This window comes from Prevotella sp. lc2012, assembly GCF_900107065.1.
Lineage (GTDB): Bacteria > Bacteroidota > Bacteroidia > Bacteroidales > Bacteroidaceae > Prevotella.
Genome location: NZ_FNUF01000001.1, coordinates 564,144 through 586,401, shown reverse-complemented (window position 1 = coordinate 586,401; position 22,258 = coordinate 564,144). Strand labels below are relative to the sequence as shown.

18 protein-coding genes are annotated in these 22,258 nt (G+C 51.9%); 9 read left to right on the top strand and 9 right to left on the bottom strand.

Going from position 1 to position 22,258, the window contains the following annotated elements:
- Positions 1 to 2 precede the first annotated feature (2 nt).
- Complete coding sequence (locus BLU99_RS02590) at positions 3 to 1,670, bottom strand: ATP-binding protein (protein WP_218128529.1); 1,668 nt, start codon at positions 1,668 to 1,670, stop codon at positions 3 to 5.
- Between the two features lie 766 nt (positions 1,671 to 2,436).
- The gene (locus BLU99_RS02585) at positions 2,437 to 3,015 is read right to left on the bottom strand and encodes a hypothetical protein (RefSeq protein ID WP_091899599.1); all 579 of its coding nucleotides are present in this window, start codon (positions 3,013 to 3,015) and stop codon (positions 2,437 to 2,439) included.
- Positions 3,016 to 3,321: 306 nt separating this feature from the next.
- Between BLU99_RS02585 and metE the strand changes: the two genes are divergently transcribed.
- Positions 3,322 to 5,592 (top strand): 5-methyltetrahydropteroyltriglutamate--homocysteine S-methyltransferase, encoded by a 2,271-nt coding sequence (metE, locus tag BLU99_RS02580; RefSeq protein WP_091899927.1) that lies wholly within the window; start codon positions 3,322 to 3,324, stop codon positions 5,590 to 5,592.
- Positions 5,593 to 5,595: 3 nt separating this feature from the next.
- Here the strand turns inward: metE and BLU99_RS02575 are convergent, their stop codons facing one another.
- From BLU99_RS02575 to BLU99_RS02565, 3 genes are read right to left on the bottom strand one after another with little or no spacing between them, the layout of a single operon-like run.
- The gene (locus BLU99_RS02575; RefSeq protein WP_091899598.1) at positions 5,596 to 6,327 is read right to left on the bottom strand and encodes a hypothetical protein; all 732 of its coding nucleotides are present in this window, start codon (positions 6,325 to 6,327) and stop codon (positions 5,596 to 5,598) included.
- Entirely contained in the window at positions 6,324 to 7,385 is a 1,062-nt protein-coding gene (locus BLU99_RS12415) for a redoxin domain-containing protein (protein ID WP_091899597.1), read from the bottom strand. Before BLU99_RS12415 ends, BLU99_RS02575 begins: the two co-directional genes overlap by 4 nt.
- Before the next feature lie 27 nt (positions 7,386 to 7,412).
- Positions 7,413 to 8,168 carry an SDR family NAD(P)-dependent oxidoreductase gene (locus BLU99_RS02565; protein WP_091899596.1) on the bottom strand — a complete coding sequence of 252 codons (756 nt, stop codon included), beginning with the start codon at positions 8,166 to 8,168 and terminating at the stop codon, positions 7,413 to 7,415.
- A 459-nt stretch (positions 8,169 to 8,627) separates the two neighbouring features.
- Between BLU99_RS02565 and BLU99_RS02560 the strand changes: the two genes are divergently transcribed.
- Genes BLU99_RS02560 through BLU99_RS02535 form a run of 6 tightly spaced genes read left to right on the top strand, consistent with a single transcriptional unit; the run spans position 8,628 to position 15,418 of the window.
- Positions 8,628 to 10,130 (top strand): 2-isopropylmalate synthase, encoded by a 1,503-nt coding sequence (locus BLU99_RS02560; RefSeq protein ID WP_091899595.1) that lies wholly within the window; start codon positions 8,628 to 8,630, stop codon positions 10,128 to 10,130.
- A 4-nt stretch (positions 10,131 to 10,134) separates the two neighbouring features.
- On the top strand, positions 10,135 to 11,523 hold the full coding sequence (leuC, locus tag BLU99_RS02555) for a 3-isopropylmalate dehydratase large subunit (protein ID WP_091899594.1): 1,389 nt from the start codon (positions 10,135 to 10,137) through the stop codon (positions 11,521 to 11,523).
- Between the two features lie 7 nt (positions 11,524 to 11,530).
- A complete protein-coding gene (leuD, locus tag BLU99_RS02550; RefSeq protein ID WP_091899593.1) occupies positions 11,531 to 12,127 on the top strand; it encodes a 3-isopropylmalate dehydratase small subunit in 597 nt (198 codons plus the stop codon).
- On the top strand, positions 12,106 to 13,680 hold the full coding sequence (locus BLU99_RS02545; RefSeq protein ID WP_091899592.1) for an alpha-isopropylmalate synthase regulatory domain-containing protein: 1,575 nt from the start codon (positions 12,106 to 12,108) through the stop codon (positions 13,678 to 13,680). The genes leuD and BLU99_RS02545 overlap by 22 nt, the downstream gene beginning before the upstream one ends.
- Positions 13,677 to 14,744: a 3-isopropylmalate dehydrogenase gene (gene leuB, locus BLU99_RS02540; protein WP_091899591.1), complete on the top strand. Its 1,068-nt coding sequence runs from the start codon at positions 13,677 to 13,679 to the stop codon at positions 14,742 to 14,744. Before BLU99_RS02545 ends, leuB begins: the two co-directional genes overlap by 4 nt.
- Positions 14,741 to 15,418, top strand: coding sequence for a tetratricopeptide repeat protein (locus BLU99_RS02535; protein WP_176771008.1), 678 nt, complete (start codon positions 14,741 to 14,743; stop codon positions 15,416 to 15,418). The genes leuB and BLU99_RS02535 overlap by 4 nt, the downstream gene beginning before the upstream one ends.
- Positions 15,419 to 15,430: 12 nt before the next feature.
- On the opposite strand, the gene BLU99_RS02530 is transcribed toward BLU99_RS02535, so the two are convergent.
- Genes BLU99_RS02530 through BLU99_RS02520 form a run of 3 tightly spaced genes read right to left on the bottom strand, consistent with a single transcriptional unit; the run spans position 15,431 to position 17,502 of the window.
- On the bottom strand, positions 15,431 to 16,075 hold the full coding sequence (locus BLU99_RS02530) for an MBL fold metallo-hydrolase (RefSeq protein ID WP_091899589.1): 645 nt from the start codon (positions 16,073 to 16,075) through the stop codon (positions 15,431 to 15,433).
- A 2-nt stretch (positions 16,076 to 16,077) separates the two neighbouring features.
- A complete protein-coding gene (gene rsmG / locus BLU99_RS02525; protein WP_091899588.1) occupies positions 16,078 to 16,704 on the bottom strand; it encodes a 16S rRNA (guanine(527)-N(7))-methyltransferase RsmG in 627 nt (208 codons plus the stop codon).
- 6 nt (positions 16,705 to 16,710) lie between these two features.
- Positions 16,711 to 17,502 carry an RsiV family protein gene (locus BLU99_RS02520; RefSeq protein WP_091899587.1) on the bottom strand — a complete coding sequence of 264 codons (792 nt, stop codon included), beginning with the start codon at positions 17,500 to 17,502 and terminating at the stop codon, positions 16,711 to 16,713.
- Positions 17,503 to 17,607: 105 nt separating this feature from the next.
- Between BLU99_RS02520 and BLU99_RS02515 the strand changes: the two genes are divergently transcribed.
- On the top strand, positions 17,608 to 18,273 hold the full coding sequence (locus tag BLU99_RS02515) for an HAD family hydrolase (protein ID WP_091899586.1): 666 nt from the start codon (positions 17,608 to 17,610) through the stop codon (positions 18,271 to 18,273).
- Positions 18,270 to 19,445, top strand: a complete 1,176-nt coding sequence (locus BLU99_RS02510; RefSeq protein WP_091899585.1) for an MFS transporter — start codon at positions 18,270 to 18,272, stop codon at positions 19,443 to 19,445. The genes BLU99_RS02515 and BLU99_RS02510 overlap by 4 nt, the downstream gene beginning before the upstream one ends.
- Before the next feature lie 14 nt (positions 19,446 to 19,459).
- On the opposite strand, the gene BLU99_RS02505 is transcribed toward BLU99_RS02510, so the two are convergent.
- The gene (locus BLU99_RS02505) at positions 19,460 to 22,234 is read right to left on the bottom strand and encodes a PD-(D/E)XK nuclease family protein (protein WP_091899584.1); all 2,775 of its coding nucleotides are present in this window, start codon (positions 22,232 to 22,234) and stop codon (positions 19,460 to 19,462) included.
- Positions 22,235 to 22,258 lie beyond the last annotated feature (24 nt).

The following is a 22,258-nucleotide window of genomic DNA, read 5'->3' as shown; positions in this document are numbered from 1 at the left end:
TGTTACTGCTTCCTGGCGAGGGTGACGATGAAGCGGGTGTGGGTGGTGCACGACGTGTCGAGCTTGACATCACCGCCCAGACGACGGGCCAGACTGCGTGCGACGGTCAGGCCGACACCAGTGCCGTTGTAGTACTCGTCTAACTGCACGAACTCGTTGAAGATACGCTCGGCCTCCTCGGGAGGAACTCCGATGCCAGTATCATCGACCGTGAAACGGACGGTGTTGCTACCAGAGCTGACGGTCATGGTGACCTGCTCTTTCTCCTCTGTGTCCTTCGACTGATAAGCCTCCGACGGGCGGGTGAACTTGATGGCATTGTCGAGCAGGAGCTCTACGATGCGAACGGCTGCGCGCTGGTCGGTATAGAACGAGCATTCGGCACCTACCTCTTGTCGCAGGATAAACGTCAGGTGGGCGGCCTGCTTGATGCCTGAGGCACTGATGGCCTGTTGGGCGATCTTCAAGGGCGTGGTCTTGTCGTTACGCGCCAGCACAACCTGACTGCTGATATCGGAGAGCTCGAGCATCTTGTTCACCAGACCCGTGATGCGGTCGGTGCTCTTGATGATCTGCTGCGAGGCTTCAGACTGATCCTTCTCGGAGAGCTTGATGCCCGATGAGGTGAGGATCTGGGTGAAGCCGCTGAGGATATTCAGAGGGGTACGTATCTCGTGGGATATCTGCTTGATGAAATTGCTCTTCATGCGTGTCGACTCCTCGGCACGGGCGTTGGCTATCTGCAGCTGCTCGTTCTTCTCGGCCATCTGGTCGTAGGCCGACTGCAGCTGCTGGTGAGCCTGCTGCAGCCGTTTGCTGTAACGGTGGCGGTTGATACTGTAGATGGCCAGATAGATAATGGTGAGCAGCATCAGCACGCCCCAGATCCACAGGGGCACCTTGATGGAACCGAACTGGGTGAGCACGTTGTCGCCATACACCTCGTCGATGATGCCTTCCTCGTCCATGCGGCGTAGCTCGGCATTGATGGCGTTGATCAGACGGGGGTCGTGACTGGCATAGCAGTACTCGCGCGGCTCCAGCGACAGCTCCTCTGTCTGCAACTGTTTCTCCAGGTGCAGCGTACTGATATTGTACTGGGCCTGGAAACGGTAGCAGATCAGTCCGTCGTACTTACCGGCGGCCAGATCGCGGAAGGCCTCACTCAAGTCGGTGATCGACACATCGTTGGCTTCGGCATTCTTGAGCATCAGTCCGATAGGGCGCGACTTCATATAGGCGATGGTCTTGCCCTTTAGGTGGCGGAAGTCGAAGTCGGTATAGTCTTTCTTGCGATAGACAATCTGATAGTACATGCGGAACACGGCATGCGAATAGTTCGTGAGTTCCTTGCGATAGGCCGAATAGACCAACATGCCTACGTCGTATTTGCCTTCGATGATGCCTGGCGACATGTTGTCCCAGATATTAGGGGAGAAAGTGTAGGGGATGCCCATGCGATTCATCAGGATCTTGGTGAACTCGACATCATAACCGCTCGGTACGCCCTTGTCGTCGACATATTGCAGGGGAGCATAGCTGGTGTTCATACCCATGACCAGAGGTCTTTCCTTAGAGAAACCCAGTTTGGTGGCCAGCGGACTGATGACTGGGGCCTTGTCTGACGGGTGGAAAAGCTCTTTCAGATTGTCGGCGCAGGCACTAATCATCCCAACAGACAGCAGGATGATAAAATAAGATAGTAGTCTTTGTTTCTTGCGTCGCAACATGTAATGGTTAATTATCGGTGGCTTTTTTCGGGTGCAAAGTTACGAAAAAACGAGAGAAATGCAAAATAAAAGCTTGTTTTCTTTTGCATTCCTTCATTTTCTTTTAGTTACGAGAAAGAAACCGACCCCTTAGAGTCCCTTTGTAAGGGACGGCTATAATGCAGGGTTGCACCCTGCAGAGACGTTCTTTTTCTTCGGCGCGAAGAAAAGAACCAAAAGAAGCATCCACCCCTACTAAATCTCCCCCTATATGGGGAGACTTAACCGCTCCTCCTGTCGCTCTTACATTAAGGTACGCTCAGACCATCAAAGGTCTGGCGTGATTTTTTATCGGCTGCGCAGAGCAAGACTCGAAAACACTCCGCACGAGGAGGTCTTTAGAGGGTGTCCTATTTTCGGAGCCATATTGAGTCTTGGCTCGAGGAGCGAGCCAAGGAACGAAATACGAAATGCTGTTTGAGCGGAGCGAGTTCTTGGACAAGCCAAGCGAGCAGAGCTCGAGCGCATTGAGTGGCTACTAAAATCGGACAACCGGCCTCCGAGCTCAGCGCTCGAGCTTTGCTCGCTTGCTACCAACGGGACGCAAGAACTTTTCGCACTCTTTCTTTTGCTTCGGTTTTCTTTCTGGTGGCAGAAAGAAAATGAAGACAACAGCAGGGTGGAACCCTGCAAAAAGCCCCCCTCTTGGCGAGGGGGGAAGGGGGCGTTAGAAGGCATATCCGACACTGACGTACGGCGTGAAGACCCTCTTGACACCATGCTTGTCATTGGGCTGTATGGAAGGGATCACACCGGCGCGGAACTGGAATCCTTTTTTGGACTGGTAGCGATACCCGATGTTACCATAGTAGTAGTAACCCCATGTGGAATGCGAGTCCTTCCCGATCAGTACGCTTTCATATACTGTTACTCCGTGATCCTCGCCAACGGGCACCATACCGTAATTGTTGTATTTCTCTTTGTAGTAGCCGAAATTGACACCGAGACCTAATTCGAGCTTGCTGCTTTTCTTTCCCAACAGATAGTTCAGTTCCAGAGGGATGTCGGTACCTTGTAGGGAACGGGAGTGAGCGAACATGTTGGAACGCTCGCTGTAGACGTAGCCGATACCCACACGATAGCCCCAGGGCGATCCGGTCTTGAAGCGTGAGTCGTAGTTGACGCCGACAAGGCCCGATGCACCGAGCACTTCGAGGTTGACACTACGTTTGGGATTGTACGTCTCGTTCTGTGCGGCCGCCTCCATGGAGATCATGGCGGCCAGGATCATAAGAATCTGTTTCATAATACTAATGGTTTATAATAGTTGAATTCGTTATTATGCTACGGATGTGATATCTTGATGATTCACACTGCAAAGGAACAACAAAATCTCTGATGTGGCAAAGGAATTTCCCTATACGGGGTGGGGGATTTCCCTATAGATGGTTCTTTTCTTATTAAGCAGAATAATATTCTGTGTTATTTGGTTATGTCGATACAAATGTAGTATATTTTCCCAAATTTAAAGGAAAGTCTTGTTGGTCTGCACGGAGTTACATATCTTTGCACCCGGAAAATGAAGATCAAGAATTTAAATCATAAACCGACTATGACAGTAAAAAAGACATCCGTGATAGGATTCCCACGTATCGGGAGAAAGCGCGAACTGAAGTTCGCATGTGAGAAGTTTTTCAAGGGTGAGATCTCTGAGGATGAACTCCAACGAGTAGGGGCCGAGATGCGCCGGTATGGTTGGCAGAGACAACAGGAGAGGGGTATCTCGTTGATTCCGTCGAACGATTTCTCTTTCTATGATAATGTGCTCGACACGGCATTCCTCTTGGGCGTGGTACCAGAGCGCTACCGCCAGTTGGGGCTCTCAGAGTTGGAGACCTATTTCGCCGCGGCCCATGGCTATCAGGGGGACAAGGGCGACGTGAAGGCTCTCCCGATGAAGAAGTGGTTCAACACAAACTACCATTATATAGAACCGGAGATCGACGATGCCACCGTGCTGACGTTACAGGGCGACAAGCCCGTGAGGGACTACGCGGAGGCGAAGGCACTGGGTATTGACACGGTGCCGGCTTTGATAGGTGCCTACACCTTCCTGCACCTGGCCCGTTACTGTGGTCAGAAACGTGCTGCTGACTTTGTGGAGGCGGCCGTGGAGGCATATGCCGGGATTGCCGGACAACTGGCGGCGGCGGGTGCCTCGTGGATCAGCATCGCTGAGCCCGCACTGGTGCTCGACGTGACCGCTGAGGAACGGGCATTGTTCAAGGCGATCTATGCCTCGCTCGTAGGACGACTGCATGCCACCGGACTGAAGGTGATCCTACAGACGTATTTCGGGGATATCCGCGATGTGTACAGTGATGTGGTGGCCCTCGGCTTTGATGGTATCGGACTTGATTTCGTGGAAGGACAGAAGTCGCTCGAACTGTTGCAGACGGGCTTCCCCAAGGACGCACTGCTCTTCGCTGGTGTCGTGAACGGCAAGAACATCTGGCGGGCCGACTATGCACAGAAGAATGCGCTGATCGCCAGCATCGAGCAGTTGGTGGCACCGGAGCGCGTGGTGATATCGACATCGTGCTCTCTCCTGCACGTGCCCTACACGGTGGCTGCCGAGGAGAGACTGTCAGACGAGACGCTCCGCTATTTCGCCTTTGCCGAGGAGAAACTCACGGAGTTGGTGGAAATCGCCAAGGACGATGCCGTGACTCTCGGACGTAACAAGGCTCTGTTTGCCGGGGTTCGCACTGTCGCTAATACGGAGGTGAAGGATGCCCTGGCACGGCTGGAAAAGGCCGATTTCGAGCGGCGACCCGCTCGACTCGTACGCCGTCAGGTGCAGAAAGAGGTGTTTGCCCTGCCTGCCTTCCCGACAACCACCATCGGCTCTTTCCCGCAGACGGCAGAGGTGCGTGCCGCCCGTACGGCCTTCAGAAAGGGTACGATCTCACGCGAACAGTATATAGACTTCAACAGAAACAAGATACTGGAGTGCATCAAACTGCAAGAGAGCATCGGGCTCGACGTGCTGGTGCATGGTGAGTTCGAGCGCAACGACATGGTGGAGTACTTCGGTTCGAAGATGGACGGGTATGTGTTTACGCAGAATGCCTGGGTACAGAGCTATGGTACCCGATGCGTCAAGCCTCCCATCGTCTGGGGCGATGTCAGTCGGAGTGCGCCGATGACGGTCGACTGGTCGGTCTTCGCCCAGAGTTGTACCAACAAGCCCGTCAAAGGTATGTTGACAGGACCGGTCACCATCCTCAACTGGTCGTTCCCACGTGAGGATATCTCTCTCAAAGAACAGGCACTACAGATAGCTCTGGCCATCCGCGACGAAGTGCTCGACCTCGAAAGCAACGGCATCAGGATTGTCCAGATCGACGAGGCGGCTCTTCGTGAGAAACTGCCCCTGCGCAAGAGCTGTTGGCACAGCGATTATCTGGACTGGGCTATACCGGCCTTCCGACTGGTGCATGCGAAGGTGAAGCCAGAGACTCAGATTCATACACATATGTGTTACAGTGAGTTCGGGGATATCGTTAGGGATATCGATGCGATGGATGCCGATGTCATCACGTTCGAGGCCAGTCGTTCCGACCTGAAGCTGCTCGATGCCCTGAATGCAGTGCGGTTTGAGACGGAGGTGGGACCGGGTGTCTATGATATCCACTCGCCGCGTGTGCCGTCGGTCGACGAGATCGTCGGGGTGCTACATAAGATCATCGCGAAGATCCCGAAGGAGAATGTGTGGGTGAACCCGGACTGCGGTCTGAAGACCCGTGGAGAACAGGAGACCACACAGAGTCTTAAGAACCTGGTCGAGGCTGCCAAGCGACTTCGCTCGGAGGTGTTCTAAGGCTTAATCGCCCATCAGGCAATCGAGCAATCCACCGAAGAACGATCTGCCATCGTCGGATGTGAACTTGAACGGGAAGGTTACCTTCAATCCTATCGAGAAGCAATGACGATGCAGGTCGCTCTTGGTCACAAAAGTCTCACCGGGCATGCGCTTGAAGGTGGACGTGGCGGTCATGTGAGAACCAACTCCCACCCGGAAACCATACTCCATCTGTATGGCGATGTGAGAGAAGACAAAGATATCCATGCCAATGACCGGAGCCACACTGAAGCGCGGCTGGTGGATGTCTGTCGTTCTCTGATATCCTTCTGAGGAACTGATTGAATAATGCTCGTTCAAACTGCTGATATTCAGATAGCCATCAAGTCCGACGAACGGTTGTATGTTCCATATCCAAGGTGCAGGATACCAGCGACCGCCCAACATCATCTCTTTCAGTTCTGTCTCGGCGTCGCCCGATAGGATGGAGAGTCGCTCGCGCTCGTAACCGCCTTTCACTGAGAAATGAGTGTTGGGCATATAGAGTTCTGCATGTAGCTTGTTGACTGTTCCATGGCATCCTTTTGTTGACCCCGTGAAATAGCCGGGGCCTGTCAGGTCGTTATGTCCTATGAGTGGTATTGCTCCTCCAAACTGGGCATCGACTGCCCAACGGGTAGGATCGTCGTAGTTCGTCTGGGCTGATGCCATCATACTGGCTGTCAGCAGTAGTGCTGTTATCAGTCTTTTCATTCTCCAAAGATCTCTGCTAGTTTGTTGTTAAGAGCCTCACCACGAAGTCCGCAGGCGAGAATATGGCCATCGGGGGCGAAGAGAACCATGTAAGGAATGCCATCGAAGCCATAGAGATGCGGTGTGATGTCTTGTGTGTTGAGTATCTGAGGATAGGGGATAGAATCCTGGGCGATGGCCTTCAGCGTAGCTTCAGGCTTGTCGTTCACGGCAACACCGACGATGGTGAAGTCACGATTCTTATATTTCTCATATAAGGTGATGAGGTTGGGAATCTCTCTTCTGCAGGGACCACACCATGAGGCCCAGAAGTCGACAACGACATATTTGCCGCGCCCTACGTAGTCGGAGAGACGGTGCGTCTTACCGTCATAGTCTACGGCAAAATCCTTGAACATATCCCCCTCTTTGGGTCTGTTCAGGATGGTGTTCGCATCTTCGATGCTTTTGATTATGGCAGGGTGCTGTCGAACCACGTTACCGCATTGCTCGATGAGTGCGAGTAGCTCTGCTGCCTCGTCGGGCGTATCAGGCTTCCCGTTAGCGGTCAGCATAAGGACGGCGCTGACGTCGTCTTTGTGCTGCAGGATATAATCCTTGGGTATTTGACGGACCTTCTCGAAGTCGTCTGCCTTATAAGCTTCTCGCAGTTCGTTGATCGCTTTGAACAAGGCTTCGTTCCTGGGGGTGCCTCCAACGGAGAAGGTCTTTGTGTCGATCGTGAACACGATATCACCTGGTTCAAGGATAAAGGGGAAGGACTTGGTTCTGACCCCACCGGGAATCTTCATCTCAAGACTGAGTTGTACCAGGCGCGGGGCATCGGTCTTGCCGCTGATGCTGATAACACTGTCCTTCCAGACCTGTTTCTTCGTGATGGGTTCTTTGCTCGCATAGTCCATGAGAAAGTACTTCTCAAGGGTGACATCGTCGTTGGCCATGTCCTTGATGATCTCCCTGATATCGCTTTTGAAGGTGTAACTGGTGTTGTTCTCTTGACTCTGTCCCACCACAGCGATGAGGGTGAGCAGAAGGGTGATGATGGTTTTCTTTTTCATATTCGGTTGGGTTGATTGATGCAATAGTTATTTCCTGACGATGACACTGCCGCTGGCCTGATGGGTGGCGAGGATGAGTACCTCGGCAATCTGGACATGGACCGGCGCATTAGAGGTATAGACGGCCACGTCGGCGATATCGTCGCCCGTCAGGGGCTTGATGCCCTTATAGACATTAGCGGCACGGTCGTTGTCGCCGTGGAAACGGATATTGCTGAAATTGGTCTCAACAAGTCCGGGCTTCAGGTTGGTAACACGGATGGCGGTGTCAGCCACATCGATACGCAGACCGTCGGACAGGGCCTTGACGGCCGCCTTGGTGGCACAATAGACGTTGCCGCCTGCATAGGCCGCATCGCCAGCAACAGAACCTATATTAATAATGTGTCCGCTATTGCGTTCCACCATACCCGGCACAATCAGGCGGGTCATGGTAAGCAGTCCCTTGATATTGGTGTCGATCATCGTCTCCCAGTCATCGAAGCAGCCTTCATATTCCGGTTCCAGTCCGAGGGCCAGTCCGGCATTGTTAACCAGCACGTCGATGGTCTGCCACTCAGAGGGTAGGGAAGCAACGGCTTCCTTGGCCTTGTCGCGGTCTCTCACGTCGAAGAGCAGCGTGAGTACCTCTGTGCCCTGGGCTTTCAGTTCCTTGCTGATGTCGTTCAGTCGTCGCTCGTTCCTTCCTGTCAAGATCAGTCTATCGCCGTTGGCAGCGAATTTCCTCGCGCAAGCCAGTCCGATACCGCTTGTCGCACCTGTAATCAATATCGTCTTATTCATATTTATGGTGTTGTTTTCTTGTTTAATGATCCTAATTATTCTCAAAACATGCAACAAAAGTACGAATTATTATCCATATTTCATCCGAATGTGCTATATTTGTAACATACTTTAGGGATTCGTACAAGGTACTAAGTGCTGAAAATGTGATAGTTTAAAGACTTGTGTGCGCCCAAACGTGACGGATTGAAAGATTTTTTATAAAAAAAGTAACGAATTATTTGTTTGAATGAGAGAAAATGTATAACTTTGCACCCGATTTCAATAACAAGAGGAATTATGATGAGTCTGAATCTACTTAACGGCCTTATTATTATTCGACTGCAGGGGGCAGGCGGAAGTGATAGGGTGTGTATATAGGTCAGATACATGAAACTGAATATTGAAGCCTTTCTCACTTCCGAGTGCGAAAGGCTTTATTTTTTGGATTGGGTAATAAAAGTAATATAATAAAGAAAGATGAGTGACAGATTATTTATTTTCGACACAACACTTCGCGACGGGGAACAGGTACCCGGTTGTCAGTTGAACACGGTAGAGAAGATCCAGGTGGCCAAGGCCCTGGAGCAGTTGGGCGTAGACGTGATCGAGGCAGGTTTCCCGATCTCAAGTCCTGGTGACTTCAATTCCGTGATAGAGATCTCTAAGGCAGTGACCTGGCCTGTGATCTGTGCGCTGACACGTGCCGTGGAGCATGATATCGACGTGGCCTTCGAGGCTCTGAAGTATGCCAAGCATAAGCGTATCCATACAGGTATCGGTACCAGCGACGAGCATATCCGGTTTAAGTTCAACTCCACCCGTGAGAAGATTCTCGAGCAGGCTGTGGCTGCCACGAAATATGCCAAGCGCTATGTCGACGATGTGGAGTTCTATTGCGAGGATGCAGGGCGTACAGATAATGAATATCTGGCACAGGTGGTTGAGGCTGTGATCAAGGCAGGTGCCACCGTGGTGAATATCCCCGATACGACGGGCTATTGTCTGCCACAGGAGTATTTTGAGAAGATCAAGTACCTGAAGGAGCATGTCGATGGCATCGACCGTGCCATCATATCCACCCACTGCCATAACGACCTGGGTATGGCTACAGCGAACACCTTCAGTGGTGTGATGGCTGGTGCACGACAGGTGGAGGTGACCATCAATGGTATCGGTGAGCGTGCCGGTAATACCTCGTTGGAGGAGATTGCCATGATCCTGAAATGCCATAAAGGACTGGGTATAGACACGAACATCAATACGACGAAGATATACCCGATATCGCGTATGGTGTCGAGTTTGATGAACATGCCCGTGCAGCCGAATAAGGCCATTGTGGGGCGTAATGCCTTTGCCCATTCCAGTGGCATCCATCAGGACGGGGTGCTGAAGAATGTGCATACCTATGAGATTATGGACCCGAAGGATGTGGGTATCGACGACAACTCGATTGTGCTCACAGCCCGTTCTGGACGTGCTGCGTTGAAGCATCGCCTGCATGTGAACGGTGTGGACCTTGAGGAGGATAAGCTCGACAGCATTTATGAGAAGTTCCTCGTGCTGGCCGACCAGAAGAAAGAGGTGACGGATGCCGATGTGATGATGCTTGCCGGTGCCGACACAGCCGAGGCTCACGCTGTGAAACTTGACTTCCTGCAGGTGACGACTGGTAAGGGCGTGAAGTCGGTGGCCAGCATCGGTCTCGACATCAGTGGACAGAAGTTCGAGGCTGCCGCCAGCGGAAACGGTCCTGTCGATGCGGCCATCAAGGCTCTGAAGAAGATCATCATGAAGCAGATGACGCTGAAGGAGTTTACGATCCAGGCCATCTCAAAAGGCTCGGACGATGTGGGTAAGGTGCACATGCAGGTCGAATACAACGGTGGTCTGTATTACGGCTTCGGTGCCAATACGGACATCGTGACGGCTTCCGTAGAGGCGTATATCGATTGTATCAATAAGTTTAAAGTCGAGGATTAAGAATATGAATACACTATTTGATAAGATATGGGACAAACATGTGGTACAGGTTGTGGAGGATGGTCCGACACAACTCTATATCGACCGTCTGTATTGTCATGAGGTGACTTCGCCTCAGGCTTTTGACGGACTGAGGGCGCGAGGATTGAGATGTTTCCGTCCAGAACGTATCTATTGCATGCCGGACCATAATACCCCTACGCACGATCAGGATAAACCCATCGAGGATCCGGTATCGAGAAACCAGGTGGACACGCTGGCCAGGAACGCAAAGGAGTTCGGACTGACGCACTATGGGATGATGGACAAGAACAACGGTATCATCCATGTGGTGGGACCGGAGAAGGGACTCTCGCTCCCTGGTATGACGATCGTGTGTGGCGACTCTCATACCTCCACACATGGTGCCATGGGTGCTGTGGCTTTCGGAATCGGAACATCGGAGGTGGAGATGGTGATGGCCTCACAGTGTATTCTCCAGCAAAAGCCGAAGTCCATGCGTATCAACATCAACGGTCAACTCGGGAAGGGGGTGACACCTAAGGATGTGGCACTCTACCTGATGGCTCAGTTGACCACCTCGGGTGCTACAGGTTATTTCGTGGAGTATGCCGGAGAGGTGGTGCGCGACATGTCGATGGAAGGGCGCTTGACGCTCTGTAACCTGTCTATCGAGATGGGTGCTCGTGGTGGTTTTATCGCTCCTGACGAGACCACCTTCGCCTACCTCAAAGGACGCGAGTTCGCACCGAAGGGTGAGGACTGGGAGAAGGCTGTTGCCTATTGGAAAACACTGAAGAGCGATGATGATGCTGTGTTTGATAAGGAGTTGACATTCAGGGCGGAAGATATAGAACCGCGAATCACTTATGGAACGAATCCGGGCATGGGCATTGGCATCACTTCTTCTATCCCTTCCAAGAATGGCGCCAGTGTGCCTGGAGAGGAGAAATCGTTGGAATATATGGGGTTCAAGGCCGGAGAGAAGTTGTTGGGCACGAAAGTTGACTACGTGTTCCTCGGTGCCTGTACGAATGGACGTATAGAGGACTTCCGGGCTTTTGCTTCTATCGTGAAAGGAAGGCGGAAGGCAATCAGCATCACAGCTTGGCTTGTGCCAGGCTCGTGGGCTGTCGATCGTCAGATCCGTGAGGAGGGACTGGACAAAGTCCTCGAAGAGGCAGGCTTTGAGATTCGTCAGCCCGGCTGTTCTGCTTGTCTGGCGATGAACGACGATAAGATACCTGCCGGCAAACTTGCTGTCTCAACCTCTAACCGTAACTTTGAAGGTCGTCAGGGACCAGGTGCTCGCACGATCCTGGCATCGCCACTTACGGCTGCTGCCGCTGCTGTGACAGGCGTGATCGCTGACCCAAGAGATTTAATGATGTGATAAGACCATGAAACAGAAATTTGATATCATAACATCGACGTGTGTACCCCTTCCATTGGAGAATGTGGACACTGATCAGATCATACCTGCACGTTTTCTGAAGGCAACGACGAGGGAAGAGCAGTTTTTTGGCGATAACCTGTTCCGCGACTGGCGCTATCATGCTGACGGGACGTTGAACAAGGACTTCGTGCTGAACGATCCTACCTACGGTGGATGTATCCTCGTGGCTGGTAAGAACTTCGGTAGTGGCTCGTCGCGCGAGCATGCAGCGTGGGCCATCGCCGGTTATGGTTTCCGGGTGGTGATCAGTAGTTTCTTTGCTGACATACATAAGAACAACGAACTGAACAACTTCGTGCTGCCCGTACAGGTCAGCGAGGTCTTCCTCGCAGAACTCTTCCAGAGTATCAGGGAAAACCCGAAGATGTTGGTGGAGGTTGACCTGCCCAACCAGACGGTGACCAATAAGGAGACAGGCCGCAGTGAGCATTTCGAGATTAACGGCTATAAGAAACACTGTCTAACCAATGGATTCGATGATATCGACTACTTGGTTCAGAACAAAATAAAGACGGAACAATGGGAACAGCAGAACAAGTAGGGCACTATAAAAAGCTCAGACCGTTTGTGGAGATTATGGACTCGACACTACGGGATGGCGAGCAGACAAGCGGTGTCAGTTTCCTGCCTCATGAGAAACTGATGATTGCACGTATGCTGCTGCGCGATCTCAATGTCGATCGTATAGAGGTGGCTTCGGCCAGGGTGTCGGAAGGAGAGAAGGAGGCTGTGACCATGATATGCCGCTATGCCGCTCAGATCGATATGTTGGACAGGGTGGAGGTGCTCGGCTTTGTGGATGGACAACTCAGTGTCGACTGGATCGCATCGTGTGGTTGTAAGACCATCAACCTGTTAGCGAAGGGGTCGTTGCGGCATTGTAGGGAACAGTTGCAGAAGACTCCCAAGGAGCATATTGACGATATCCTCGATACAGTGAGATATGCCCGTGAGAAGGGGCTCTCGGTCAATCTCTATCTCGAGGATTGGTCGAATGGCATGAAGGAGTCGCCTTCGTATGTCTATCAGGTCATGGATGCGCTGTGTGACACCGGCATCCGCCGTTTCATGCTGCCCGACACCTTAGGTATCATGAACCCTCTGCAGTGTATCGAGTATTTCCGGAAAATGGTGAAACGCTATCCGGATGCCCACTTCGATTTCCATGCCCACAATGATTATGACCTGGCTGTGTCGAACTCTCTGGCTGCCGTACTGAGTGGTGCCAAAGGACTGCATGTGACAGTCAACGGACTGGGAGAGCGTTGTGGTAATGCTCCACTGTCGAGTGTGCAGGTGATCCTCAAGGACCAGTTCCAGGCCAAGACGAACATCCAGGAGGATAAGTTGAATGATATCTCCCATCTGGTGGAGGGCTATAGCGGTATCGCCATCGCTCCCAACCAACCCATTATCGGTGATAATGTGTTTACGCAGGTGGCTGGTGTTCATGCCGATGGCGATAATAAGAACGGCTTATACCAGAACGAGCTTGTGCCGGAACGTTTCGGACGTAAAAGGGAGTATGCGCTGGGAAAGAACAGCGGACGGGCGAATATCGCCAAGAACCTTGAGGAACTGGGATTGGAACTGACAGCAGAACAGACGCGGCGGGTGACGCAGCGTATCACAGAACTGGGCGACAAGAAGGAGATCGTGACACAGGAGGACCTGCCGTTCATCGTCAGCGATGTGCTGAAGCATGACGCTCCGGAGGATAGAGTGAAGCTCATCAGCTATGTGGTGTCGACAGCCTACGGTCTGAAGCCAGGTGCCAATGTGAAGGTGGAGATCAACGGTCGGCAGTATGAGGCGAGTGCTACGGGCGACGGTCAGTATGATGCCTTCGTGAGATCGCTACGTTATATCTATAAGAAATACCTGGATCGCTCGTTCCCTCTCTTGCAGAACTATCAGGTGAGCATTCCTCCTGGAGGACGTACGGATGCGTTGGTGCAGACCACCATCACCTGGAACGACCAAGGGAAGATCCTCCGTACGCGTGGTCTTGATGCAGACCAGACCGAGGCGGCCATCAAGGCTACTTTTAAGATGTTGAACATATTTGAAAAAGAAAAGAATAACGAGTTATGAATCTGAGAATAGCAGTCCTTCCGGGCGATGGTATCGGACCGGAGATCATGAAACAGGGTGTGGCAGTGCTTGATGCTGTAGCTAAGAAGTACGGACACCAGTTCGAATATGAAGAGGCACTTGTCGGTGCTCATGCCATCGACGAGGTGGGCGATCCGTTCCCCGAGGAGACCTTCCAAACCTGCATGCGGGCGGATGCCGTGCTCTTTGCCGCTGTCGGTGATCTGAAGTATGACAATGATCCTACGGCCAAAGTGCGTCCCGAACAGGGGCTGTTGGCTATGCGTAAGAAACTTGGTCTCTTCGCTAATGTGCGTCCTGTGGCCACCTTCGACTGTCTGCTCCATAAGTCACCCTTAAAGGAAGAACTTCTGCGAGGTGCCGACTTTGTGGTGATCCGCGAACTTACGGGAGGCATGTATTTCGGCGAGAAATATCAGGATAACGACAAGGCTTACGATACCGATATCTATACGCGTCCGGAGATTGAACGTATCCTGAAGGTTGCCTTTGAGATGGCGATGCAGCGACGGAAGCACCTCACTGTGGTAGACAAGGCGAATGTGTTGGCATCATCTCGTCTGTGGCGTCAGATCGCCAAAGAGATGGAACCACAGTATCCCGAGGTGACGACCGACTATATGTTTATCGACAATGCCTCGATGCGAGTGCTGACCGAACCGCGTTTCTTCGATGTGGTCGTGACGGAAAATACTTTCGGTGATATCTTGACCGATGAGACATCTTGTATCACTGGTTCGATGGGACTCCAGCCGTCATCTTCTCTCGGCGAGCATACGCCGCTGTTCGAGCCTGTGCATGGCTCATGGCCACAGGCTGCCGGACAGAACCTGGCCAACCCGTTGGCGCAGATTCTCTCTGCTGCCATGCTGTTGGAGCATTTCGGACTTGAGCAGGAAGGGGCACTTATCCGTGAGGCCGTAAATGCTTCGCTTGATGCTCATGTACGTACGCCAGAGATTCAGGTCGATGGTGGTGCCCGGTACGGTACCCGTGAGGTAGGAGCATGGATCGTAGCATATATCGAGAACAAAGCATTATGAAAATGAATAGGGCGATTCTTGTTCTTTTACTGCTCCTGGGCGTGGGCTCTGCCGGGGCCCAGACCCCACAGCAGTGGCGTGATTCGGTATCCTTCCTGATTGAGGCTATCCGACAGGATCCGAAGAATACAGACCTGCGTTTGAAGAAAGCAGAGGCGAACATCAATCTTCAGCAATGGGAGTACGCGGTAGAGGAGTATGGTCATGTGCTCCGCATCGATGACCGGAACCTGGCTGCTCTATATTTCCGCGCCTATTGTCAGAGTAAGTTGCGCCATTATGATATGGCTAAGGCGGATTATGAGGCGTTCCTTGCGATGGAGCCCAAACATCTGGAAGCACGTCTGGGACTGGCGCATGTTCTGCAGAAGATGGGACGTAAGACCGATACGTTTGATGAATTGAACCGTATCGTGCAGCTGTTCCCTGACAGTGCCGATGCCTATGCTGCCCGGGCTGTCTATGAGATGGAGCAGCAGATGAATGATGCGGCACTCTATGATTGGGATGAGGCTATCCGACTACAGCCTGCGAATGTCGACTTCGTCGTGTCGAAGGTTGACATCCTACTTCGACAGGGGCGCCGTAAGGAGGCACGCGAAGCCCTTGATGCTGTGACGCATCATGGTGTAGCCAGGGGCATGCTGAAGGAATGGTATGACCGATGCAAGTGATTCTCTGTCTTCTTAACGAAGATAGGGATTCGAGCGTAGCTCTTCACCGACAGAGGTCTTGGGACCGTGCCCGCAGTAAAGGACGGTCTCTCCGGGCATCTTTGCGATGACCGTTTGCAGACTGTTCATCAGCTCTTCGTAACTGCCGCGTTCAAAGTCTGTTCGTCCGATGCTCATCTTGAAGATGGTGTCACCTGTAAAGGCCACATGTTCTTCCTCGCAATAGAATACGACACCACCGGGCGAATGGCCTGGAGTCTTCAGGACCTTGAACTGATGGCTCCCGAAGCGGATGGTCTCATCCTCACGGAAATACCTGCCGACCGGCGGGTATCTCCGTTTAAGGGTTCCACCTATCATGGCATGAAACTGTCCCGGCAGGTCTGCGATCAGGAACTCATCCTCGCGTGCAACCTCTACCTGTAGTCCGTAGGTATCGTAGATGGTGTCGATACCGAAGTTATGATCGAAATGTCCGTGTGTGCAGAGCAGGTGGACAGGCCGGAGATGATTCTCGTCGATATACTGTATGATGGCATTTCGCTCTTCCTGATAGTAGGCTCCGCAATCGATAATAACACACTCGCCTGTCTCGTCGTTCACCACGTAGGTGTTTTCTGCGAGCAGGTTACAAACAAAAGTCTTGATGTTAAGCATAATCAGATGGGTAGATAGACGACATGCTTGGTATCAAACCACTCCTCCTTGAAAAAACTGCTGATCTCAGCCGTCTCGACGATCTTGTTGAATGGCTGGGTCTCTGCCTGCAGGTCTCCGCCTTTTAGACAGATGAGACCATTAGGAAGCGCATTCTGTTGGGTCTTCGAGATATTCTTCCGAATCATCTTCACCAGATCGGGGAGAGGCATCACGGCTCGACTCACCACAAAATCATATTTCCCTTTCTCTTCCTCTCCGCGGATATGTTCCGGGTGACAGTTCTTGAGTCCGATGGCATGGCTGATCTCCTGTGCCACACGGATCTTTTTGCCGGTGCCGTCGATGAGTTTGAACTCACAGTCTGGAAAGAGAATGGCAAGGGGGATGCCGGGGAACCCACCTCCTGTCCCGAAATCCAGGATGTGCGTACCCTGTGTGAAGTGAATCATCTTCGCAATGGCCAGCGAGTGGAGCACATGATGCTCATACAGCATGTCGATATCTTTGCGTGAGATCACATTAATCTTTGTGTTCCAGTCGCGGTACAGGTCGTCGAGTGCCTCGAACTGTTGTTTCTGCTGTTCCGTCAGATGGGGGAAATATCTGTAAATGCAGTCTGCTTTCATATTCTGTTAATATTCGAATGAGTAATTGAGAATCTTACTTAACTGACTATATGGGAGAGTCAGTTCGGTGCTGCCTAAGGCATACGGTGCAATCTCATAGGGGTTATAGACAAAGGTGATGGTCTCATCGCCGAGGATGAAGTTTTCTGCCGGGAAGATATCCATCGAGTACAGGTAACCCTTCTCATGCAGCGCCGTCAGACTGTTCAGTCCCGTCTTCTCCATCAGCGCCTGCAACAGCATCTCTTGAAGAGGCTGCTCGTAGCCGGATGCAAAGATATCTTTCATGGTCAACAGTCGTCCGGTCCTTGTGTCAAAGTTCATTGTCAGCAACTGGTTGATGCCGTGTGCACCTCCCTCATAGTAGTCGATGGTGGCCAGATAGACCACACTGTTCTTGGAACCTTTCTGAGTGTTGGTGTCGATAATGTAATGATACTCATACCATTGGCGTTTCAGTGTGTCGGAACGGTCTTGATTGTATAACGGCAGCATATTGGTGATGTACGATTGTGTGTACTTGTCAGCAAAGGTCTCTGCTGCCAGTTTCATCGAACTGTCCTCAAGGTCGAGCAAGCGTCTCATCACTGTCGCGTTGATCAGCTCGCCGCGATGTCCACAGGCTTTTGTCGCCTGGTTCATGTGAAGATGTACCTGACACCGAGGTGAGGGATCATCATTGGAAAGAACGGCAACTTTGTCAACCTCAAAGGAGTCGAACTTAATGGCGTCCTCATCATTTCCTCCACAGGCAATCATCAGTAACGTGATCATGGAAAGTAGGTTAAAATTCTTCATACGCCTGTAGTTATATCATTTATTTAAGTGCAAAAATACAGTTTAATTAGTAAAAAAGCAAATTTCTCGCTAAAAAATATTAATTTTGCACCCAAATTTAATGAGATGAAGCAGAGAAAACTTAAAGCGGCCCTGTTTGACCTCGATGGTGTCGTCTTCGACACAGAACCTCAGTATTCGATATTCTGGGGAATGATATGTCGACAGTATCACCCGGAGCGACCTGGTCTTGAGCATGAGATCAAGGGACAGACGCTTACTCAGATCTATGAGCGTTGGTTCAGTGGTGACTTAGAGCCTGAGCGTGAGTCGATTACTAATCGACTTAATGCTTATGAACAGACGATGCATTATGATTTTATCGACGGATTTGAGACGCTTATCTCTGACTTGCGATCACACGGTGTCCTGACGGCTGTCGTCACAAGTTCCAACCAACCGAAGATGGAAAGTGTGAACAAGCACCAGCCGATTTTTCGTTCTCTCTTTGACAGAGTTCTCACATCCGAGGATTTTACCCGTAGCAAGCCTGATCCGGAATGTTATCTGAAGGCAGCAGAACTCTTTGGTGTGGATGCCGAGGAGTGTGTCGTGTTTGAGGATAGCTTTAACGGACTTCGTTCTGGTAGGGCTGCGGAGATGTCGGTAGTGGGCTTGGCCACGACGAATCCTGTCGAGGCGATAGCTCCCCTTTCAGACATCCAGATCACCGACTACAGAGGACTGACCTATGAATCGTTGATTGACACATTCAAATTCCTCCCTTTATGAACTCGCAGAACACGCCTGTACATATCCGCCTATGGCATCATGACTTCTGGCGTCTGGCTGTAGCAAACCTACTGCTTACGATGTCGGTCTATATGCTTGTTCCAGTCATGCCTCGTTGGCTCCTTCAGGGACAGGGTCTGTCGTTCCATGAGGTCGGTGCGGTCATGGGAGCCTTTGGCGTAGGCCTGTTCTTCTTCGGACTCTTCGTGTCCTTTCTCGTTCAGCATTACCGTCGTAATATGGTCTGCATCATCGCCGTACTGGCTGTCGTATGCCTGTTGGCCTTGTTGTATTATCTGGATGCGGTTTTGTGCCGCGATATGGAACTTCCTTTGCTGATGGGCCATCGTTTTGCCTTCGGTGCCTTCTTCGGATTGGCGCAGATGACGCTTACCAGTACGCTGATCATCGATACCAGTGAGTCGTTCCAGCGTACAGAGGCGAATCACTCCGCAGCATGGTTCAGTCGGTTTTCCCTTTCTCTGGGACCGTTGGCTGGTCTTCTGATAGAGCGCAGCTTTGGCTTTTCTGTCGTCATGCTCTGTGCAGCTGGTTGTGCGTTCGTTGCCTTGGTGCTCGTTGCCTTGGTGCATTTCCCCTTCCGCACCCCGTTGGATCATGTGCCTGTGGTCAGTCTTGACCGTTTTTTCCTGCCTCACGGATTTCCGCTCTTTGTGAATCTCCTGTTGGTGACGGTGGCGGTGGGCATCCTCTTTTCCGTCGATTTTTCTGAGCATTTCTATGCGATGATGATGATAGGGTTCCTGTTGGCCTTATTGGCACAACGCTTCGTCTTCCGCGATGCAGAAGTGAAGAGTGAGGTCGTCTCCGGACTGATCTTGCTGTTTGCCGCACTGCTGATGATGATTACCCGTACACAACCGATCGTATGGTATGCGGCACCTCTGTTTATAGGCTTTGGTATCGGTATCATCGGCTCCCGCTTCCTGCTCTTCTTCATCAAGCTGAGTCGTCATTGTCAGAGAGGCACCTCACAGAGCACCTTCCTGCTCGGTTGGGAAGGAGGCATCGCATGTGGTATAGGTCTCGGACTGGCACTCTTCCAGGGTGAGAAGATCTCATCACTGCTTATGTCGCTGGCTCTTGTCATCGTGGCCCTTGTCATGTATCACTTCACACACAACTGGTTCGTCAAGAACAAGAACCGATAGAGTCTGCATCGCCCTTATCTCCCACAGAGGGTCGCATAAGGACAGGTGTGGCAGCGCTTCATATCATTGGTTGGCATGAAGGTGATATCCGCATTGAAGATATCCGAGATGGTCTCGTTCAGCAGTTTCATGAACCGGGGAGCTTCTGTGGCTATATCCCGTACACGTTCTTTACCCAGCTTGAGCGTTGGGTCGTAGTCGTCAGTGCCTGCATGCTGGATGAACAGTAAGGCAGGACTTACGGCTGTGTCAGTCTCCCGACGGATGATATGACTATAGAGAAATGCCTGGAGGAAATAGTCGCTGTGCTCCTTGATGTTCTCTGGATCGAAGATCGCATCGACATCAGCCAGAGGCTTGATATGATAGGCACCGGTTTTGTAGTCGATGACGCGAATGCGTTCCTCGCCGGTCTCTGGGTCGACGACGCTGTCGAGACGGTCGATATACCCACCTATCTTAAGGGTTGTCTCGTGTGTATCTTGCGCATCAGCCGTATGGTCGTTGACACGAATGGCCAGAGGCATGGAAATCTCTTTCTCAAGACCGAGGATGGTGAACGGCGTGAGTCGTTTGTCTGTCTCGAGCAACTGTCGGATATACCTGATGATGACCTCGCGGTTGATGAGCTGAAGACCGTCGAGCGGAGGAAGGCGGCGCGTCGGGTCCTTGATCTGGAAGAGTTCACGCTTGAAGGCATTGTCGACGATGCGCTCGATCTCTATATTGTTCTTGAGCAGGTCGTCGATAGCTAATGCGGTGATGTGGTCACCCGTTAGTTGCATCAGGTACTCATAGACCTTCTGGGCTGACAGGTGGAAGATGTTTCCGAAGATCCGGTTGTCTATCAAGTCCTCGTCGTTATTGTCCGGCTCGGCCAGGTTGCTGACATATCGGTAGAAGAAACGGAGCTGACAACGCAGATAGTTGCTGATGGCCGTAGGACTGACAATACCGGTGTTCTGGAGGAACCGTTGCCGTAGGATCTCCATTACTGCTTCGGTCTTCTCAATAGGTTTGGGCATACGGAGTGACGACTGCTGTCCGGCCTTGAGCGTCTGGTACGTGATGGTCTGTCGACCGTCTACCATCAGTTGCAGCATGAAGCGCGACATCTCTCCAGTCTGACCGTCGTTGGTGGAGTTGTTATAGACGAGTGTCACATCACTGGCTCGCTGAAGCAGATGGTGGAAGTAGTTCGCGTAGATGGCCACCTTGTTGTCGACGGTTGTCAGACCATATGCCTTGCGGATGGAGTAGGGAATGAACGAGGTGTCGTTGATCCCGCGCGGCATGTTACCCTCATTACAGGATAGCAGCAGCACATGGTCGAAGTCCAGGTTTCTGGTCTCCAGCACACCCATGATCTGTATCCCTTCTATCGGTTCACCGTGAAAGGGGATGGTGGTGGTCTGGATAAGCTGCATGATAAGCCGCTGCAGGGTGATCACATCTACGGACAGCTCGCCGCTCACCACAAGCCCGTTGATACGGTTGAGCAACGTGTGCATCCTGAAGAGGCTCTCGGTGTCGAGAGGCCCCTCCACCTCAGTCTGTCTATAGCTGGTGGCGATATGTCGGACCAGTGAGAGCAGCCATTTGAGAATAGGGGTGTCGTGATGCTGGAAGAGCAGCGCCAGTCCTTCGTCAGAGGAGAGGAACCCTATCTCCGGATAATACATCCTTTTGGCGTTCATCTCTTGAACCAGATCCTGATATCTGGGAGAGATATATTTGGCATAGGGGTGACGGAGCACAGCGTTGATATGTCGCAGACGATAGCTTCCCGCCTTCGGGGAATAGCCTATAGTCTGCAGACTGATCAGCTGGGAGATCAGCGAAGCGATAGGTGTCTGGTAGAGCGGATAGCCCGTCGTGATGTTAGCCTTCTCCACCGTGTCGGGCAGACTGTGTACGACGGGCAGCAGCAGACTCTCGTCGCACAGGACGATGGCTGTGCGGTGTCCGGCGGCAATACGGTTTTTCTCCGAGAGCCACCGACTGATATAACGGGCCTGACTGTTCTCTGTGGGAGCGGAGATGAATGTGGTGCTCCGTGGAGGAATGTCTTCAGTATCCTGGTAGAATAATGCTTTGCCTTCGCGCTCTAACTGGCGGAAGAGCTCCTGTTCGACCGGATGGAGAAGATTAAAGCCAATGAAGACATACGTGTCGTATTCGAACTGGAGCGTCTTATCGGTAGCCACCTGTCGGTACAGTGCTCCCTCGTAGGCTAATTGTCGGTCGGCGAGTTTCCGGTTGAAGAGATGATAGATGTCGCCGATATGACTCCATAGTTTGAGGAAGCGTTCCTTGAGCTCTGTGTTATGATCGTCGGAGAAGTTACTGAAGAAGCGACGGATGATCTCGCGCTGCTCATCAGTGAGATACGACACATCGTCGAGCTCATGGATATCACGAAGAAGGGCGAACACCTTGTCGGCAGGTGCCATGTTCTTGTCCACATCATCGAAGTCGGCCAACAACAGCTGTCCCCAGCCATAGAAATGATCGAGCGTCTCGTCGATGCCTGTGCACTCGGTGAAGCAGCGGTGCAGTTCGCAGACCAGCAGGATGGGGTCGGCCACCTTTAATGGAGAGAGACTACGGAAAAGGTCGCTGATAGTGATATATGCCGGACTCCATAGCGGCTTTCCTGCCAGTCGGGCCAGATGCTCGTTGAGGAAGAGCGATGCACGTTTATTCGGGAACACCACCGCAATACGCGACAGGTCTGTCCCAAACTTCTCCAGCAGCTCTTCAGCGATATGTTCAAGGAAACTTTTCATGTCAACTATTTCGTGAGTGATATC

What these genes read in the sequence shown, in the direction of transcription:
- BLU99_RS02590 (WP_218128529.1), bottom strand. Translation starts at nt 1,670, where the DNA reads ATGATTAGTGCCTGCGCCGACAATCTGAAAGAGCTTTTCCACCCGTCA.
- BLU99_RS02585 (WP_091899599.1), bottom strand. Translation starts at nt 3,015, where the DNA reads ATGAAACAGATTCTTATGATCCTGGCCGCCATGATCTCCATGGAGGCG.
- metE (WP_091899927.1), top strand. Translation starts at nt 3,322, where the DNA reads ATGACAGTAAAAAAGACATCCGTGATAGGATTCCCACGTATCGGGAGA.
- BLU99_RS02575 (WP_091899598.1), bottom strand. Translation starts at nt 6,327, where the DNA reads ATGAAAAGACTGATAACAGCACTACTGCTGACAGCCAGTATGATGGCA.
- BLU99_RS12415 (WP_091899597.1), bottom strand. Translation starts at nt 7,385, where the DNA reads ATGAAAAAGAAAACCATCATCACCCTTCTGCTCACCCTCATCGCTGTG.
- BLU99_RS02565 (WP_091899596.1), bottom strand. Translation starts at nt 8,168, where the DNA reads ATGAATAAGACGATATTGATTACAGGTGCGACAAGCGGTATCGGACTG.
- BLU99_RS02560 (WP_091899595.1), top strand. Translation starts at nt 8,628, where the DNA reads ATGAGTGACAGATTATTTATTTTCGACACAACACTTCGCGACGGGGAA.
- leuC (WP_091899594.1), top strand. Translation starts at nt 10,135, where the DNA reads ATGAATACACTATTTGATAAGATATGGGACAAACATGTGGTACAGGTT.
- leuD (WP_091899593.1), top strand. Translation starts at nt 11,531, where the DNA reads ATGAAACAGAAATTTGATATCATAACATCGACGTGTGTACCCCTTCCA.
- BLU99_RS02545 (WP_091899592.1), top strand. Translation starts at nt 12,106, where the DNA reads ATGGGAACAGCAGAACAAGTAGGGCACTATAAAAAGCTCAGACCGTTT.
- leuB (WP_091899591.1), top strand. Translation starts at nt 13,677, where the DNA reads ATGAATCTGAGAATAGCAGTCCTTCCGGGCGATGGTATCGGACCGGAG.
- BLU99_RS02535 (WP_176771008.1), top strand. Translation starts at nt 14,741, where the DNA reads ATGAAAATGAATAGGGCGATTCTTGTTCTTTTACTGCTCCTGGGCGTG.
- BLU99_RS02530 (WP_091899589.1), bottom strand. Translation starts at nt 16,075, where the DNA reads ATGCTTAACATCAAGACTTTTGTTTGTAACCTGCTCGCAGAAAACACC.
- rsmG (WP_091899588.1), bottom strand. Translation starts at nt 16,704, where the DNA reads ATGAAAGCAGACTGCATTTACAGATATTTCCCCCATCTGACGGAACAG.
- BLU99_RS02520 (WP_091899587.1), bottom strand. Translation starts at nt 17,502, where the DNA reads ATGAAGAATTTTAACCTACTTTCCATGATCACGTTACTGATGATTGCC.
- BLU99_RS02515 (WP_091899586.1), top strand. Translation starts at nt 17,608, where the DNA reads ATGAAGCAGAGAAAACTTAAAGCGGCCCTGTTTGACCTCGATGGTGTC.
- BLU99_RS02510 (WP_091899585.1), top strand. Translation starts at nt 18,270, where the DNA reads ATGAACTCGCAGAACACGCCTGTACATATCCGCCTATGGCATCATGAC.
- BLU99_RS02505 (WP_091899584.1), bottom strand. Translation starts at nt 22,234, where the DNA reads ATGAAAAGTTTCCTTGAACATATCGCTGAAGAGCTGCTGGAGAAGTTT.